The sequence below is a fragment of the Halomonas daqiaonensis genome (assembly GCF_900109725.1).
In the GTDB taxonomy this organism is placed as follows: domain Bacteria; phylum Pseudomonadota; class Gammaproteobacteria; order Pseudomonadales; family Halomonadaceae; genus Halomonas; species Halomonas daqiaonensis.
In genome coordinates this window covers 200,272-215,387 of record NZ_FOBC01000005.1, presented here as the reverse complement: position 1 = coordinate 215,387, position 15,116 = coordinate 200,272, and the positions used below count along the sequence as shown (strand labels likewise).

Here is a 15,116-nt window from a genome sequence, read left to right as displayed (position 1 = left end):
CCTCCTGGCACGCCTTGACCACCAAGCTGGACTACAAGGCCAAGGAGCAGGGGAAATACCTGGTCAAGATCGATCCGTGGTTTGCCAGCTCCAAGACCTGCCATGTCTGCCAGCACAAGGTCGACGCCATGCCGTTGAGCATCCGGTCATGGGAGTGCCCCGCCTGCCATGCGCCCCATGACCGGGACATCAACGCGGCACTGAACATCAAGCATCAAGGCATTATCAAGCTGAAGGCTGAAGGATTGTCGGTCTCTGCCCATGGAGGCTCGCGTAAATCCGGCATGTCGCCGGTTGCTGCCTGAGAAGTGGGAAGCCCCGCCCACTCGGGAGGGGAGCAGTCACGCATTGGTATTTTGGCCGATATTGGCTTGACATCCCCCTTGACTTGTCCACTTTCCCGCACCCTTCGGGTCGACCTGTGTACAGTATCGCCCCGAACCCGCATGGTTGCTGGCTTCCTAGTTTAATCCTTTTATTTCAATGGCTTGCGATAGGTTAAAAATTGATCAATCTAAGCCAGCTCCGCTGTTCATGGCGATTCCGCGACCTTTTCGAGAGGTTTTTAACAGGTTTATCCACAGAATGTGTGGAAAACGGACGACGCCGTCAGAGCACGTCTCTCCGCCATGATGTCAACCTGAATGAATGGATATTCCTCTCTTCCGGTATTAAGCCACTGAGGGGTCACCGCAGGTCGCAAACGTGGAAGGCCGCCCGAGAGGGCGGCCTTCTTCCTGGCGGTGCAGGCGTGAGCGGTGCTGTCGCACTCAGCGGGTGGGGTAGTCACGCTGGGTGTGGCCGATGTAGAGCTGACGCGGCCGGCCGATCTTGTAAGGCTCACTGATCATCTCGTGCCAGTGAGAGATCCAGCCGATGGTCCGCGACACGGCGAAGATCACCGTGAACATGTTCTTGGGGATGCCCATGGCCTTGAGGATGATGCCGGAGTAGAAGTCGACGTTCGGATAGAGCTTGCGCTCGATGAAGTATTCGTCTTCCAGGGCGATCTGCTCCAGGCGCTTGGCGATCTTCAGCTGCGGGTCATCGGCCATGCCCAGCTCGGCCAGCACCTCATCACAAGTTTCCTTCATCACCTTCGCGCGCGGGTCGAAGTTGCGGTAGACGCGGTGGCCGAAGCCCATCAGCTTGAAGGGGTCGTCCTTGTCCTTGGCCTTGTCGATGAAGCGCTGGATGTTTTCTTCGGACTCGTCGCCGATCTCGTCGAGCATGTTGAGCACCGCCTCGTTGGCGCCGCCATGGGCCGGACCCCAGAGTGCCGCGATGCCGGCGCTGATGCAGGCAAAGGGATTGGCGCCGGTGGAGCCTGCCAGGCGCACCGTGGAGGTGGAGGCGTTCTGCTCGTGATCCGCGTGCAACATGAAGATGCGGTCCATGGCCTTGGCATAGACCGGGTTGATCTCGTACTTCTCGCACGGGTTGCTGAACATCATGTAGAGGAAGTTTTCTGCATAGTTCAGGTCGTTGCGCGGGTAGTTGAACGGCTGGCCGATGTTGTATTTGTAGGACATCGCCGCGATGGTCGGCATCTTGGCGATCAGGCGGATGGCGCTGATCTCCCGATCTTCCTGAACATTGATGTTGAGATGGTCGTGGTAGAAGGCCGCCAGGCCACCGACCACGCCGCACAGGATCGACATCGGGTGGGCGTCGCGGCGAAAGCCCTTGAAGAAGTTGTTGATCTGGTCATGAACCATGGTGTGGTTGGTGATGCGGGACTTGAAGCTCTCGTACTGCGTGTCGTCGGGTAGTTCGCCAAACATCAGCAGGTAGCTCAGCTCGACGAAGTCGGACTCTTTCGCCAGCTGGTCGATCGGGTAGCCGCGATGCAGCAGCACCCCTTTGCCGCCATCGATATAGGTGATCGCCGACTGGCAGGAGGAGGTTGCCATGAAGCCGGGGTCATAGGTGAAGAGGCCTTCGGCACCGAGGCCGCGTACGTCGACGACGTCGGGGCCCAGGGTGCCAGAGTAGATCGGCAGGTCGATCGGCTTCTCCAGACCGTCTACCGTCAATGTCGCTTTCCTGTCAGCCATACTGGCCTCCTCTCGAGTTCATGGTGGGACGATTAAGTCGTCATTCCGCTGATGGTGCCGGCGAAAAGGTTCGCCCACTATAGAAGTGTGTCAGCGATTGTCAATTGCACCATTGCGCGCTTAACGTTGTACGTTATCTCGCTAAATGTATGGCATTTGTACAGTAAATGGTGCTTCGCACCATGGCGGTGCGCCGAGGCCTGGCGCCGCGCCTATAGACGTCTGGCTAAAGGCCGTCAGCGCCGAGAAATCGGCCTTCCACCATGGTCGAGTACACTCTGTGTCGATTTGTCATGGCAGGGGGATGTCCCTATAATCTTAGCGCGCGACTGGCAGGAACCGGTGGTCGTGTCCAACTCGGCCACGATCGTGTCCCTTCCCGAAACCACCGCCCGCTCGGGCCTTGTCCGACGACCGAACAGCGGGCCAAGAGAGTGTGTAGAGCCGTGAATAGCAAACGACCCGTAAATCTGGATCTGTCCACGATACAGTTCCCTCTTCCCGCCCTGACGTCGATCGCTCATCGCATCACCGGCGTCATCCTCTTCATCGGCCTGATCTTCGCCTTCTGGGCGCTCGATGCGTCGCTCTCCTCGCCGGCCGGTTTCGCGGCCGTGAGTGACGCCCTGGCCCACAACTTCCTGGCCAAGCTGGTCGCCTGGGGACTGCTGTCCGCCCTGGCCTTCCACTTCGTGGCCGGCATCAAGCACCTGTTGATGGACGTGGATATCGGCGTGACCCTCGAGGGCGGCGTCAAGAAGTCGCAGATCACCGTGGTGGTGAGCGTGGTCCTGATCATTCTGGCTGGAGTCTGGGTATGGTAACCAACATCACGAACCTCGGGCGCAGCGGTCTCTCCGACTGGCTGCTCCAGCGCGTCTCGGCCATCGTCCTGGCGCTCTATACCCTCTTTATCGTCGGCTTCCTGCTGCTCAGCTCCGGCCTGGACTACGCGGCCTGGAGCGGTCTCTTCTCCCAGACCTGGATGCGCATCTTTTCGCTGCTGGCCTTCATATCGTTGGCCGCCCACGCCTGGATCGGTCTATGGACCGTGACGACCGACTATCTCAAGTCGACCGGCGTGCGCCTCGCCGTCCAGCTCATCATCATCCTGGCCATCTTCGTGTTCCTGGTCTGGGGCATCACCGTTCTGTGGGGAGCCTGATTCATGTCCACCATGCGTAGCCTGTCTTTCGACGCCATTATCATCGGCGGGGGCGGTGCCGGCCTGCGGGCCGCTCTCGAACTGGCCAAGTCCGGGAAGAAGACCGCCGTGCTGTCCAAGGTCTTCCCGACCCGCTCGCACACTGTTTCTGCCCAGGGCGGCATCACCTGTGCCATCGCCTCCGCGGATCCCGACGACGACTGGCGCTGGCACATGTACGACACCGTCAAGGGCGGCGACTACATCGCCGACCAGGATGCCTCCGAGTACATGTGCTCCGAGGGCCCCAAGGCGGTGTTCGAGCTCGAGCACATGGGCCTGCCGTTTTCCCGCTTCGACAACGGCCGCATCTACCAGCGTCCGTTCGGTGGCCAGTCCAAGGACTTCGGCAAGGGCGGCCAGGCAGCACGCACCTGCGCAGCCGCCGACCGCACCGGCCACGCCCTGCTGCACACGCTCTATCAGAATAACCTGAAGAACAACACCACCTTCCTCAATGAGTGGTATGCCGTCGACCTGGTCAAGAACGCCGACGGCGACGTGGTGGGCTGCATCGCCATGGACATCGAGACCGGCGAAGTGGTGCACGTGAAGTCCAAGGCCACCGTGATGGCCACTGGCGGGGCGGGTCGCATCTTCGCCTCTACCACCAATGCCCTGATCAACACCGGTGATGGCATCGGCATGGCACTGCGTGCCGGCTTCCCGATGCAGGACATGGAGATGTGGCAGTTCCACCCGACCGGCATCTACGGTGCGGGGACCCTGGTGACCGAAGGCTGTCGCGGCGAGGGTGGCTACCTGGTCAACAAGGACGGCGAGCGCTTCATGGAGCGTTACGCGCCCAACGCCAAGGACCTGGCCGGTCGTGACGTGGTCGCCCGTTCCATGGTCATGGAGATCCTCGAGGGACGTGGTTGCGGCGAGAAGGGCGACCACGTCTTCCTCAAGCTGGATCACCTGGGTGAGGAAGTCCTCGGCAAGCGCCTGCCCGGTATCGTCGAACTCTCCAGGACCTTCGCCCATGTCGACCCGGCCAAGGAGCCGATCCCGGTCGTGCCGACCTGCCACTACATGATGGGCGGGATCCCGACCAACGTGCACGGCCAGGCGATCATGCAGGACGCCGACGGCAACGATCATATCGTCAATGGCCTGTTCGCCTGCGGCGAGGCGGCCTGTGTATCGGTTCACGGTGCCAACCGTCTGGGCGGCAACTCGCTGCTCGACCTGGTGGTGTTCGGCCGTGCTGCCGGCATGTTCATCGAGGGCGCGCTCAACGAAGGCATCGAGTACCTCGATGCCTCCGCGTCCGACGTCGAGTCTGCCATGAAGCGCATCACGCGCTGGAACGACTCCGAGGAGGGCGAGACCGTCCCCGAGCTCAAGCGAGAGCTGCAGGACATCATGCAGACCTCCTTCGGCGTGTTCCGCGAAGAGAAGAACATGGTCGAGGGCGTCAAGCGCCTCGAGGAGCTGCGCGAGCGCATCGCCAATGCCTACCTGCCGGACAAGTCCAACACCTTCAACACTGCGCGCGTCGAGGCGCTGGAGCTGGATAACCTGATGGAAGTGGCCGAGGCCACCGCCATCGCGGCCCTGGAGCGCAAGGAAAGCCGTGGCGCGCATTCCCGCTACGACTACCCCGACCGCGACGACGTCAACTGGCTGAAGCACTCGCTCTACTTCCCGGCCGAGAAGCGACTGGGCAAGCGCGATGTGAACTTCGCACCCAAGACCGTCGACACGTTCGAGCCGAAAGTCCGCACCTATTAAGGGGGAGTCACGATGTCCAAGCTTCAGGTATCCCTATACCGCTACAACCCGGAAACCGACTCCGCGCCCTATATGCAGGAGTTCCAGGTCGACACCCAGGGCCGCGACCTGATGGTGCTCGACGTCCTGCATCTGGCCAAGGAACAGGACAATGGCCTGGCCTTTCGCCGCAGCTGTCGCGAGGGCGTGTGCGGCTCCGACGGCATGAACATGAACGGCAAGAACGGCCTGGCCTGTATCACTCCGCTCTCCGAAGTGGTGAAGAGCAACAAGCTGACCTTGCGTCCGCTGCCGGGCCTGCCGGTGATCCGCGACCTGGTGGTCGACATGGGGCTGTTCTACCAGCAGTACGAGCGCATCCAGCCGTACCTGCAGAACGACGAGCCGGCGCCGGCCATCGAGCGCCTGCAGTCGCCGGAGGAGCGTGACAAGCTCGACGGCCTCTATGAATGCATCCTGTGTGCCTGCTGCTCGACCGCCTGTCCCTCGTTCTGGTGGAACCCCGACAAGTTCGTCGGTCCGGCCGGCCTGCTGCAGTCCTACCGGTTCCTCGCCGACTCCCGGGATACGGCTACCCGCGACCGCCTGGCGGAGCTCGAGGACCCGTTCTCCGTGTTCCGTTGCCGCGGGATCATGAACTGCGTCGCTGTCTGCCCGAAGGGACTCAATCCGACGCGGGCGATCGGCAAGATTCGCGAGATGCTGCTGGCTGATGCCACTTAAATCGTGGCGTCCAGCTTGTTATCATGTTCCTGGCTCTCGGGCTGCGGCAAGAGGCCGCAGACGAGTCCGGTGCGGCGCATGATGCCTGGAGCCGGTGCCTTGGGCACCGGCTCTTGACCATGGAATTCACGATGCCCTCGCTCCGGCAGGGCATCAGCGATGTCGATGCGGTCGAGTCGTGTCGGCGCCGATACCACCCCATCAGTGCAGGGTGACCAAGCGATGCAACAAGGAATAATGGAGTTGATGTGGCGCTCCTCCCACGTGAGTGGAGGCAATGCCCACTATGTGGAAGCGCTCTACGAACAGTACCTCGATGATCCTTCCGCCGTTCCCGACGAATGGCGCCAGTACTTCGACCAGTTGCCGCGACCCGAGGGTGGGGCCAGCCACGATGTCCCCCTTGAGCCGATTCGCGAGCAGTTCTACCAGCTGGGTCGCCATCCGCGCACTGCCCGCGCCGTTGCCGACAGTGGCGAGAACAAGAAGCAGGTCAAGGTTCTCCAGCTGATCAATGCCTACCGCTTCCGCGGGCATCAGAAGGCCGATATCGACCCGCTCGGCCTGCGAAGCCCCTCTCCCGTTCCCGATCTCGACCTCTCCTTCCACCAGCTTTCGAAGGCCGACCTGGACACCGAGTTCCAGACCGGCTCCTTCTTCCTGGGCATGGACAAGGCGCCACTCAAGGAGATCGTCAGCGCTCTGGAGCAGACCTACTGCCGCTCCATCGGCTGCGAGATCATGCATATCGTCGACACCGAGGAGAAGCGCTGGCTGCAGCAGCGCTTCGAATCGGTGCGCTCGGCACCCAGTTTCAGCCCGGAGGTGCGCAAGCACGTACTGGAGCGGCTGACGGCCGCCGAGGGCCTGGAAAGTTACCTGGCCTCCAAGTACCCGGGGACCAAGCGCTTCGGCCTCGAGGGTGGCGAGGTCTTCATCCCGATGATGGATGAGCTGATCCAGCGTGCCGGCGGCTACGGCACCAAGGAAGTGGTGATCGGCATGGCCCACCGCGGTCGCCTCAACATGCTGGTCAATATTCTGGGCAAGAACCCCACGGATCTGATCGACGAGTTCGACGGCAAGAAGGTCATCGAGCGCGGTTCGGGTGACGTCAAGTACCACCAGGGTTTCAGCTCCAATGTCATGACACCGGGCGGCGAGGTGCACCTGGCACTGTCGTTCAACCCTTCCCATCTGGAGATCGTTGCCCCGGTGGTGGAGGGGTCGGTGCGGGCCCGTCAGGACCGCCGCGATGACCCGGTCGGCAACAAGGTGCTGCCGATCAACGTCCATGGCGACGCGGCCTTCGCCGGTCAGGGCGTGGTCATGGAGACCTTCCAGATGTCCCAGACCCGTGCCTACAAGACCGGCGGTACGGTGCATATCGTCATCAACAACCAGGTGGGGTTCACCACTTCCCACCCGGAAGACTCGCGCTCCACCGAGTACTGCACCGACATCGCCAAGATGGTCCAGGCGCCCATCTTCCACGTCAATGGCGACGATCCCGATGCCGTGCTGCATGCCACTCAGGTGGCTCTGGACTATCGCCAGCAGTTCAATCGCGACGTGGTCATCGATCTGGTTTGTTACCGCCGCCGCGGTCATAACGAGGCTGACGAGCCCTCCGGCACCCAGCCGATGATGTACAGCAAGATCAAGGACCACCCGTCCTCGAGGAGCCGCTACATCGAGCGGTTGGTCAGCGAAGGGCTGCTCACCGATGACGATGCCAAGGCCATGATGGAGAAGTACCGGGACGACCTCATGGCCGGCAATCACGTGGCCAACGCCTTGGTGCAGAAGCCCAACAAGTCGCTGTTCGTCGACTGGACCCCCTATCTGGGCCATGAGTGGACCGGCCATGCCGACACTACCGTGGACATGAAGCTGCTGCAGCGTCTTGCAGGGAAGATGTGCGAAGTCCCCGACGGGGTCGAGGTGCAGCGTCAGGTAGCCAAGATCTACGAGGATCGACGCAAGATGCAGGCTGGTGGCCTGGCGGCCAACTGGGGCTTCGCCGAGACCCTGGCCTACGCCACGCTTCTCGACGAAGGCCATCCGATACGCATCACCGGCCAGGATGTCGGTCGTGGCACCTTCTCCCATCGCCACGCGGTGGTGCACAACCAGAAGGATGGTAAGGCCTATGTGCCGCTTCAGCACATGGCCGACGGCCAGCCTCGCTTCACCATTCACGATTCCTTTCTCTCGGAAGAGGCGGTGCTGGCCTTCGAGTACGGCTACTCGACGACCGCTCCCAATGATCTGGTGATCTGGGAAGCCCAGTTCGGCGACTTCTTCAACGGTGCCCAGGTGGTGGTCGACCAGTTCATCTCCTCCGGCGAGACCAAGTGGGAGCGGCTGTGCGGGCTGACCATGCTGCTGCCCCATGGCTACGAAGGGCAGGGGCCCGAACACTCCTCGGCACGTCTCGAGCGCTTCCTGCAGATGTGTGCCGAGCACAACATGCAGGTCTGCGTGCCGACCACCCCGGCGCAGATATTCCATCTGCTGCGTCGCCAGGTGATCCGCTCGCTGAGGAAGCCACTGGTGGTAATGACGCCCAAGAGCTTGTTGCGCCACAAGTCGGCGATCTCGAGTCTCGAGGAGCTGGCCGATGGCAGCTTCCAGATGGTGCTGCCCGATCAGGGTAAGCTCGAGGTTGAGAAGGTCGAGCGCATCATCCTGTGCGCCGGCAAGGTCTACTATGACCTGGCCAACTGGCGTGAGGAGAACGCCCGCGAAGACACGGCGATCCTGCGCATCGAGCAGCTCTACCCCTTCCCCAAGGAAGAGCTGCTCGAGGCGGTCAAGGACTACGCCAACGTCACCGACGTGGTGTGGTGCCAGGAGGAGCCGCTCAACCAGGGCGCCTGGTATTCGAGTCAGCATCACATGCGGGCCGTGGCCGACATGCTGCATGACGGCCTGGGCGGCAAGCTCAAGTTTGCCGGTCGTCCGGCATCCGCGGCGCCCGCGGCGGGCTACATGTCCGTGCATACCGAACAGCAGCGCCAGCTGGTGGAAGACGCCTTCAACCTCTGAGGCGCCCACCGGGAAGAGAGAACAGACAAGGGAAACGACATGGCTACCGATATCAAGGCACCTACCTTTCCGGAATCCGTCGCCGAGGGCAGCGTGGCGGCCTGGCACAAGAAGCCCGGCGACAGCGTCGAGCGTGACGAGCTGATCGTCGAGATAGAGACCGACAAGGTAGTGCTCGAGGTTGTGGCTCCCGAAGCCGGCACCCTCAACGAGGTGCTGGTGGAAGAAGGCGACACCGTGGAATCCGAGCAGGTGCTGGGCAAGATCGGCGAGGGCAAGGCTTCCAGTGGCGACAAGCAGGACGCCAAGAAGGCCGACGAGAAGGATGACGCCAAGGCCGAGAAGGAGGATGACGCCAAGGCCAAGAAGGAGGATGACGCCAAGGCCAAGAAGGAGGATGGCGCCGAGTCCGAGAAGAAGGCCAAGCCGGCGGCCGGCGGCAAGAGCCACGAGGTCAAGGCACCGACCTTCCCCGAGTCGATCCAGGAAGGCACCGTGGCCAGCTGGAACAAGCAGGTCGGCGAAGCGGTCAAGCGCGATGAGGTGCTGGCCGAGATCGAGACCGACAAGGTCGTGCTCGAGGTCGTTGCCCCGGCCGACGGTGCGCTCTCCGAGGTCAAGGCCGAGGAGGGTAGCCAGGTCATTTCGGAGCAGGTGCTGGCGATCTTCACCGAAGGCGCCGGTGGCGATGGCGCTGCGGAGGTCGGTGAGGGCAAGGCCGCGGCCTCCGCCGATGACGGAGCGAGCGACGAGAAGGTAGGCGACAAGATCCTAGCACCGGCCGCGCGCAAGCTGGTGGCTGAGCATGACCTCGACGTGAATGCCATCGAGGGCACCGGCAAGGGTGGTCGCATTCTCAAGGAAGACGTGCAGCGAGCAGTGAAGGAAGGTTCCGCGAAGAAGTCGGCCAAGTCTGCCGGCGACGCTCAGGCTGCCGCAGCCGCGGCTCCGGCCGTGGAGGGCGAGCGCCCCGAGAAGCGCGTGCCGATGAGTCGCCTGCGCCAGACCATCGCCAAGCGCCTGGTCCAGGCCCAGCAGACCGCCGCCATGTTGACCACCTACAACGAGGTGGACATGGGGGCGGTGATGGATTTGCGCGCCCAGTACAAGGACACCTTCCTCAAGGCTCACGACACCAAGCTCGGCTTCATGGGCTTCTTCGTCAAGGCCGCCTCCGAGGCTCTCAAGCGCTTCCCGGACGTCAACGCCTCCATCGATGGAACCGACATCGTCTATCACGGCTACCAGGATATCGGTGTGGCGGTTTCCACCCCCCGTGGTCTGGTGGTGCCTGTTCTGCGTGATACCGACACCATGAAGATCGCCGACGTCGAGAAGAGCATCGTCGACTTCGGCAAGCGGGCCCGGGACGGCAAGTTGGGCATCGACGAGATGCAGGGGGGGACGTTTACCATCACCAACGGCGGCATCTTCGGCTCGCTGATGTCCACCCCGATCATCAACCCGCCGCAGACCGCGATCTTGGGCATGCACAAGATCCAGGAGCGCCCCATGGCGGTGAACGGCAAGGTCGAGATCCGTCCGATGATGTACTTGGCGGTCTCCTACGACCACCGCATGATCGATGGCAAGGATGCGGTCCAGTTCCTGGTCACCATCAAGGAGCTGCTCGAGGATCCGGCACGCCTGCTGCTGGACATCTGAGCCACGGGACACACTACGCTCTTCAGCGACAAGCAACGAAGGAGCCAATATGGCTGACAAGTTTGATGTGATCGTGATCGGTGCGGGCCCCGGGGGCTACGTTGCCGCCATCCGTGCCGCCCAGATGGGGCTGAAGGTTGCCTGCGTCGAGAAATGGATCGGCAAGGAAGGCAAGGTCGTTCACGGTGGTACCTGCCTGAACGTGGGCTGCATCCCCTCCAAGGCGCTGCTCGAGGCGTCCCACAAGTTCGTCGAGGCCCAGCACGACTTCGCCGACCTTGGCATAGAGACGGGCGACGTCAGCATGGACGTCAAGAAGATGATGGCCCGCAAGGACAAGATCGTTAAGAATCTGACCGGCGGCATTTCCGGTCTGTTCAAGGCCAATGGTGTCACGGCCATCGAGGGCACCGGCAAGGTGATCTCCTCCAAACAGGTCGAGGTGACCGACCAGGACGGCAAGGCGACCACCTATGACGCCGACAACATCGTCGTTGCAGCTGGCTCCGTGCCGGTAGAGATTCCCCCGACGCCGCTGAAGGAAGGCATGGTGGTCGATTCCACCGGTGCTCTGGAATTCCAGGAGACGCCGAAGCGTCTGGGCGTGATCGGCGCCGGTATCATCGGCCTCGAACTGGGCAGCGTGTGGAGCCGCCTGGGCAGTGAGGTCACCGTGCTCGAGGCCATGGACGACTTCCTGCCGATGGTCGATGGCGCCATCGCCAAGGAGACCCAGAAGCTGCTCAAGAAGCAGGGCCTGGATATTCGGCTGGGGGCAAGGGTCACCGGCTCCGAGATCAAGGGCGAAGAAGTGGTCGTCAAGTACTCCGACGCCAAGGGCGAGCAGGAAGCCACCTTCGACAAGTTGATCGTCTGTGTCGGTCGCAAGCCCTACACCAAGGGCGTGATTGCCGATGGCGTGGGCATCGAGACCGACGAGCGCGGCTTCATCCACGTCGACGATCAGTGCCGTACCAGCGTGCCGAGCGTCTATGCCATCGGTGATTGCGTGCGCGGCCCCATGCTAGCGCACAAGGCCTCGGAAGAAGGCATCATGGTTGCCGACATCATCGCCGGCCATAAGGCCGAGATGAACTACGATGCCATCCCCAACGTCGTCTATACCTTCCCGGAAGTGGCCTGGGTGGGCCTGACCGAGCAGGAGGCCAAGGCCAAGGGCATCGAGGTCAAGACGGGCTCCTTCCCCTTCGCCGCCAGCGGTCGTGCCATGGCCAACAATGCCACCGAGGGGCAGGCCAAGATTATCGCCGACGCGGAGACCGATCGCGTGCTGGGCGTGCATATCGTCGGCCAGCACGCCGGCGAGATGATCGCCCAGGGTGTGATTGCTCTGGAATTCGGCTCCAGCGCCGAGGACCTGGCGCTGACCTGCTATGCTCACCCGACCATGTCGGAAGCGGTGCACGAGGCAGCCCTGGCGGTGGAAGGCCATGCCATCCACATGGCCAACCGCAAGAAGAAGTAAGGACAACAAGCGCCACCGGCAGGTGGCGCATCGCTTCCGGCCAAGTATCGGAGGCGAACGGTGGTGACACGGCGATCGCTGCCCAGAGGCGGCGAGCCGTGTCATCGTTCGAGTCACATGCAACCAATGGCATGAATCGATGAACCTTCACGAGTATCAGAGCAAGCAGCTGTTTGCCGACTATGGCCTGCCGGTCTCCAAGGGCTTCGCCGTCGACACCCCCGAGGAGGCTGCGGAAGCCTGCAAGAAGATCGGTGGCGACAAGTGGGTGGTCAAGGCCCAGGTCCACGCCGGTGGGCGCGGCAAGGCCGGTGGCGTCAAGCTGATCAAGAGCCCGGAGGAGGCCCAGGCCTTCGCCGAATCCTGGCTGGGCAAGAACCTGGTGACCTTCCAGACCGACGAGAACGGTCAGCCGGTCACCAAGATCCTGGTCGAGACCTGCACCGATATCGCCAATGAGCTCTACCTCGGCGCCGTGGTCGATCGTGGCACACGGCGCGTGGTCTTCATGGCCTCCGTCGAGGGCGGTGTAGAAATCGAGAAGGTCGCGGAAGAGACGCCCGAGAAGATCCTCAAGGCCGAGATCGACCCGCTGGTCGGCGCGCAGCCGTTCCAGGCGCGCGAGCTCGCCTTCGCTCTGGGCCTCTCCGGCAACCAGGTGAAGCAGTTCACCAAGATCTTCCTGGGTCTGTCCAAGCTGTTCCATGACAAGGACCTGGCGCTTCTCGAGATCAACCCGCTGGTGGTGACCGACGACGGCAATCTCCATTGCCTCGATGCCAAGATCAATCTGGATGGCAACGCCCTGTATCGCCATCCGGACCTGCAGGCGATGCGTGACCCGTCTCAGGAAGACGAGCGCGAAGCCGAGGCGGCTGCCTGGGAACTCAACTATGTGGCCCTGGAAGGCAACATCGGCTGCATGGTCAATGGCGCCGGCCTGGCCATGGGCACCATGGACATCATCAAGCTCAACGGCGGCCAGCCGGCCAACTTCCTCGATGTGGGCGGCGGTGCCACCAAGGAACGCGTGGCCGAGGCCTTCAAGCTCATCCTCTCCGACGATTCCGTGAAGGCCGTCCTGGTCAATATCTTCGGCGGCATCGTGCGCTGCGACATGATCGCCGAGGGCATCATCGGTGCCGTCGAGCAGGTCGGTGTCAACGTGCCGGTGGTGGTGCGTCTGGAAGGTAACAACGCCGAGCTGGGTGCCGAGAAGCTGGCGTCCAGCGGTCTGAACATCATCGCTGCTACCAGTCTGACCGATGCGGCTCAGCAGGTCGTCAAGGCAGCGGAGGGCAAGTAATGAGCATCCTGATCGACAAGAACACCAAGGTCATCTGCCAGGGCTTCACCGGCGGCCAGGGTACCTTCCATTCCGAGCAGGCGATCGCCTACGGCACCCAGATGGTCGGCGGCGTGACCCCGGGCAAGGGCGGCCAGGAGCATCTGGGCCTGCCGGTGTTCAACACCGTCAAGGAGGCCGTGGAGAAGACCGGCGCCGAGGCCAGCGTGATCTACGTGCCGGCCGCGTTCTGCAAGGACTCCATCCTCGAGGCGGCCAATGCCGGGATCAAGCTGATCGTCTGCATCACCGAAGGCATTCCGACGCTGGACATGCTCGACGTCAAGGTGAAGTGCGACGAGTTGGGCGTGCAGTTGATCGGCCCCAACTGCCCCGGCGTGATCACCCCCGGCGAGACCAAGATCGGCATCATGCCGGGTCACATCCACAAGCCGGGCAAGGTCGGTATCGTGTCGCGTTCCGGCACACTGACCTATGAAGCCGTCAAGCAGACCACCGACCACGGCTTTGGCCAGTCCACCTGCGTGGGTATCGGCGGCGACCCGATCCCGGGTTCCAACTTCATCGACATCCTCGAGCTCTTCGAGAAGGACCCGGCGACCGAGGCGATCGTGATGATCGGCGAGATCGGTGGTACCGCCGAGGAAGAGGCAGCGGCCTACATCAAGGCCAACGTCTCCAAGCCGGTGGTCTCCTACATCGCCGGTGTCACCGCGCCTCCCGGGAAGCGCATGGGCCACGCCGGGGCGATCATCGCCGGTGGCAAGGGCACCGCGGACGAGAAGTTCGCTGCCCTGGAAGCCGCAGGCGTGAAGACCGTGCGTTCGCTGGCCGAGATCGGCGATGCACTGAAGGAGGCGACTGGCTGGTAAAAGCTTACGACTTGCCATCGCTTGAAGTGGAAGGGCACCCGTGGGTGCCCTTTCTGCTGTCGGATGCCGGCAAGATAATCAGGAGATAAGCTCATGTCCCGAGTGCCCGCCGCCTATCGCGCTACCCAAGGCTCCATTCTCGACGTGGACCGCGACTTCTATACCCGTCTGATAGCGCCTGAGGCGAGAACGCTCGTCAATCAACTGACCGTGCCGATTCGCGAGGGCCTGGCGTGGGAGGTGCCGGCGGGCCATGTCGTGCGCCTATCGACGCTGGATGGGCCGCAGGTGGGGGATTTCAACTTGTGGCATCGCCATAACCCGCGGGAGCGTTTCTGGGCCTCACGCACTCGCCAGCTGCAGCGCGCCCATGTGTCGACGTTCGATCGCTTGTGGTCGACGCTGCCGTATCTGCGCCCCATGGCAACGATCATCGACGATACTCTCGCCGGATACGGGCAGGACGAAGACGGCGGGCGTGTCCATGATCTGCTCGGCACCCGCTGTGATCCCTACGTCAACAAGCTGCTGACCGGCGAGGACTTCGATCACCACTGTCACTCGAACCTGGTGCGAGCGGTGGCTCCCTTCGGCCTCACCGAGTTCGACGTGCATGACGTGCTCAATGTCTTCCAATGCACGGGGCTCAACGAGGATGACCAGTACTTCATGAAGGCCTGTCCGGCCCGGAAGGGTGACTACATCGAGTTGTTCGCCGAAGTTGACCTGTTGTGCGCGCTGTCGTGTTGTCCTGGCGGCGATCTTTCGGTCGACCTCTGGGGCCCCGACGCCCGCGATCCGCTGGAAACCTGCCACCCCATCGGGGTCGAGGTCTTTCGGCTCACACCGGAGCTGCTGGATGGCTGGGAGCCGCCGACCTATGCGCCTTATCGTGGCGGGCACGGCATGTCAGCCCCGACCGTCGACTGGACGGCGGAGAAGCACAGGCGCTTCGGTTCGGGAAAACAAGGTAAGGAGACATGAAACGAGAAGCGCCCCGACTGGCGGTCGGGGC

12 protein-coding genes are annotated in these 15,116 nt (G+C 62.6%); 11 read left to right on the top strand and 1 reads right to left on the bottom strand.

Features of this window, described 5'->3' with window-relative positions:
• On the top strand, positions 1 to 305 hold a 305-nt coding region (locus tag BMY30_RS05945; protein WP_139195481.1), incomplete at its 5' end, for a zinc ribbon domain-containing protein.
• A gap of 465 nt (positions 306 to 770) precedes the next feature.
• Here BMY30_RS05945 and gltA read toward each other — a convergent pair.
• Positions 771 to 2,057 (bottom strand): citrate synthase, encoded by a 1,287-nt coding sequence (gene gltA, locus BMY30_RS05940; protein WP_089711559.1) that lies wholly within the window; start codon positions 2,055 to 2,057, stop codon positions 771 to 773.
• Between the two features lie 446 nt (positions 2,058 to 2,503).
• On the opposite strand from gltA, the gene sdhC reads away from it, so the two are divergent.
• The 10 genes from sdhC to BMY30_RS05885 all read left to right on the top strand — a co-directional run bounded on the left by sdhC (position 2,504) and on the right by BMY30_RS05885 (position 15,085).
• A complete protein-coding gene (sdhC, locus tag BMY30_RS05935) occupies positions 2,504 to 2,881 on the top strand; it encodes a succinate dehydrogenase, cytochrome b556 subunit (protein WP_211607254.1) in 378 nt (125 codons plus the stop codon).
• The gene (gene sdhD, locus BMY30_RS05930) at positions 2,875 to 3,222 is read left to right on the top strand and encodes a succinate dehydrogenase, hydrophobic membrane anchor protein (protein ID WP_089711555.1); all 348 of its coding nucleotides are present in this window, start codon (positions 2,875 to 2,877) and stop codon (positions 3,220 to 3,222) included. Before sdhC ends, sdhD begins: the two co-directional genes overlap by 7 nt.
• A 3-nt stretch (positions 3,223 to 3,225) precedes the next feature.
• Positions 3,226 to 4,998: a succinate dehydrogenase flavoprotein subunit gene (sdhA, locus tag BMY30_RS05925; RefSeq protein ID WP_089711553.1), complete on the top strand. Its 1,773-nt coding sequence runs from the start codon at positions 3,226 to 3,228 to the stop codon at positions 4,996 to 4,998.
• A 12-nt stretch (positions 4,999 to 5,010) separates the two neighbouring features.
• Entirely contained in the window at positions 5,011 to 5,721 is a 711-nt protein-coding gene (locus BMY30_RS05920; protein ID WP_089711551.1) for a succinate dehydrogenase iron-sulfur subunit, read from the top strand.
• Between the two features lie 222 nt (positions 5,722 to 5,943).
• Complete coding sequence (locus BMY30_RS05910) at positions 5,944 to 8,772, top strand: 2-oxoglutarate dehydrogenase E1 component (RefSeq protein ID WP_089711548.1); 2,829 nt, start codon at positions 5,944 to 5,946, stop codon at positions 8,770 to 8,772.
• 39 nt (positions 8,773 to 8,811) lie between these two features.
• The gene (gene odhB / locus BMY30_RS05905; protein WP_089711546.1) at positions 8,812 to 10,437 is read left to right on the top strand and encodes a 2-oxoglutarate dehydrogenase complex dihydrolipoyllysine-residue succinyltransferase; all 1,626 of its coding nucleotides are present in this window, start codon (positions 8,812 to 8,814) and stop codon (positions 10,435 to 10,437) included.
• A gap of 49 nt (positions 10,438 to 10,486) precedes the next feature.
• A complete protein-coding gene (gene lpdA, locus BMY30_RS05900) occupies positions 10,487 to 11,923 on the top strand; it encodes a dihydrolipoyl dehydrogenase (RefSeq protein WP_089711544.1) in 1,437 nt (478 codons plus the stop codon).
• Positions 11,924 to 12,062: 139 nt separating this feature from the next.
• The gene (gene sucC, locus BMY30_RS05895) at positions 12,063 to 13,229 is read left to right on the top strand and encodes an ADP-forming succinate--CoA ligase subunit beta (RefSeq protein WP_089711542.1); all 1,167 of its coding nucleotides are present in this window, start codon (positions 12,063 to 12,065) and stop codon (positions 13,227 to 13,229) included.
• The gene (gene sucD / locus BMY30_RS05890) at positions 13,229 to 14,101 is read left to right on the top strand and encodes a succinate--CoA ligase subunit alpha (RefSeq protein ID WP_089711540.1); all 873 of its coding nucleotides are present in this window, start codon (positions 13,229 to 13,231) and stop codon (positions 14,099 to 14,101) included. Before sucC ends, sucD begins: the two co-directional genes overlap by 1 nt.
• Before the next feature lie 93 nt (positions 14,102 to 14,194).
• Positions 14,195 to 15,085 carry an urea carboxylase-associated family protein gene (locus BMY30_RS05885; protein ID WP_089711538.1) on the top strand — a complete coding sequence of 297 codons (891 nt, stop codon included), beginning with the start codon at positions 14,195 to 14,197 and terminating at the stop codon, positions 15,083 to 15,085.
• Positions 15,086 to 15,116: the final 31 nt, after the last annotated feature.